At 38.8% G+C, this 2,242-nt stretch carries 3 protein-coding genes; 1 reads left to right on the forward strand and 2 read right to left on the reverse strand.

Annotation, left to right across the window (positions count from 1 at the left end; genetic code table 11):
* A partial coding sequence (locus BLT_RS22735; RefSeq protein WP_017728470.1) for a YolD-like family protein occupies window positions 1–323 on the forward strand: 323 nt, incomplete at its 5' end.
* 14 nt (window positions 324–337) lie between these two features.
* Here BLT_RS22735 and BLT_RS0114365 read toward each other — a convergent pair.
* Both BLT_RS0114365 and BLT_RS0114370 read right to left on the reverse strand, forming a co-directional pair.
* Window positions 338–592, reverse strand: coding sequence for a DUF3006 domain-containing protein (locus BLT_RS0114365; RefSeq protein WP_017728471.1), 255 nt, complete (start codon window positions 590–592; stop codon window positions 338–340).
* A gap of 5 nt (window positions 593–597) precedes the next feature.
* Window positions 598–2,242, reverse strand: a 1,645-nt coding sequence (locus BLT_RS0114370; protein WP_236611098.1) for an S-layer homology domain-containing protein, incomplete at its 5' end; no start/stop codon positions are given.

The following is a 2,242-nucleotide window of genomic DNA, read 5'->3' on the forward strand; positions in this document are numbered from 1 at the left end:
GGTCTAACAAAAAGTGGGAAGGCTCTAGAATGATGCTGCCCGAACATGTTGCTCTGATTCGTCAACGGAAAGTAGATCAAAAGAAAGTGAAAAAGCATGAACTAGATGAGCAAGAACTGGAGGAAATCGGTTATGTGGTCATGGATGCACTAAACCATACTTTAGAAGTACGTGTTATCTATTGGGATAATTGGGCTTATCATGAATTTGTGGGGTATGTAGATCGAGTAGATTTGCAATTGAAGCAGATAAAGTTTGTTACAGATGATGATGAATATACATATGTCAAAATTGATTGTTTAAAAAGCGTAGAAAGAATATAGCCCACCGAAGTGGACTATTTTTGGTTTTTCTTTTTCAATTTTTCTAACAAAGACTTAGCTTTATCTATAGCAGCATCTGTTTCCTTTTTTAATACGTTTGCTTTTTTGATTGACCCATCAACATTAAATTGGATTTCTAAAATGTCGCCTTCCTTCACATTAGAAGGTAATTGTTTTATGGAAACATCCTTTTGGACCGACTCATTATCTCTTAGGAGGAGGACGGCCGTTTGACCGTCAACGAATCTATCGAGTGTGTACTTATCCACTTTTATCACTCCGATACAGTGATTTGGTCTTTCATTGCTTCGAACCGCGCTTGCCCAATGCCACTGACATTCATGATTTCTTCAATATTGTTAAATGGTCCATTTGCTTCACGGTAATCAATTATATTTTGAGCGATTACTGGGCCTACTCCTGTTATTTCTTGAAGAAGTTCATAACCAGCAGTATTGATGTTAATTGGATAGGAATTATTCTCTTGAGGTGGTTCAACTGGCTCGTTCGGTTCATAAGGAAGAATAGAATTACCACCCTCAACTTGGAAGTCTTGACCATCAGTTGTTACAACAACAGGTCCGCCAGCAGTTCCAAAAATGCTTTCAACCCCCACCGATTCTAATAGCTGTATGACCTCCCCATGCGGATGACCATAGCTGTTACCTTCACCGTAACTTATAATAGCTACTTTTGGTTGAACATTAGTGAGAAAATATGGATTTGAACTTGTATTTGATCCATGATGACCTACACGTAGAACATCTGACAATACATTAAATTGTTCCACAATCGAGTTCTCTGCCTTCTCTTCTGCATCACCCGTTATTAAGTATGTGAATTCCTTATAGGTAAGGTGCAAGGATACGCTTGCATCGTTTAAGGAATCCCCTTCTTTTCCACTATTTACAACCAAAATGTTTACATTAGAATCAACATCAATTGTACTTCCAACAGTCGCAACAACAAAAGGGATCTCATTCTGGTCTATAAATTCTAAGTAGTTTATGTATGTCTGTGAAGAATGCGGAACTCCAGAGTCGATAACTTGTCCAATCCCGAAATTTTGCATGACTTCTACCGCCCCACCGACATGGTCTGCATGGGGATGTGTAATGACAAATTTATCGATAGAACTAACTCCTGCCTGTTTAAGATATGAAACAACTCTCTTGCCAGCCGTCTGTGTTCCCGCATCAATAAGAATCGTTGACCCGTTTGGTGTAATAATTAGTGTGGAGTCTCCTTGACCAACGTCAATATGATGTATTTCTAAATCCCCATCTCTAGCACTATTACCCTGCTTAAAGGAATCATCTAAAACACGTGCTAAAAATACAGAAAACTGAGCTCTTGTAGTTGGATTATACGCACGGAATGTGTTATCTGCAGAATAACCTGTTGTGATTCCATTAGCTGCTAGCGCTTGAATCTCGCTATAAAATGTGTGATCGGGTCTAATATCATTAAATCCTCTATCTATTGTCCCTTCAAGGTTAAATGCTCTTTGAAGAATAGCGGCCATTTGACCCCGAGTAAGAGGAGCGTTTGGCATAAACCGACCATCACGCCCATTTATAATCCCTTCATCAGCTACAGCAGCTACAACATCATAAGCGTGAAAATCTGTAGAGATATCAGTAAAGTTAGGAGCTGGTCTGTTTTCTAAATCTAAGTTTAGTGCTGCAGCTATCATTATTGCAGCTTGGGCACGAGTCACATTGTTACTAGGTTTAAAGGTGCCATCATTATACCCACCAATAATTGATTGATGTGCTAAAAATTCAATTTCTGTTTTTGCCCAGTAATCTGAACCAACGTCAGTGAATCGCTCTTGTCCAGTTGCTACTGTAGGAATAAGCATGGAGAGTATAACAAACAACAAAGCTAAGTATTTAATACTTCTCATATGTACCTCC

Source organism: Halalkalibacterium ligniniphilum, assembly GCF_000334155.1.
Classification (GTDB): Bacteria; Bacillota; Bacilli; order Bacillales; family Bacillaceae_D; genus Halalkalibacterium; species Halalkalibacterium ligniniphilum.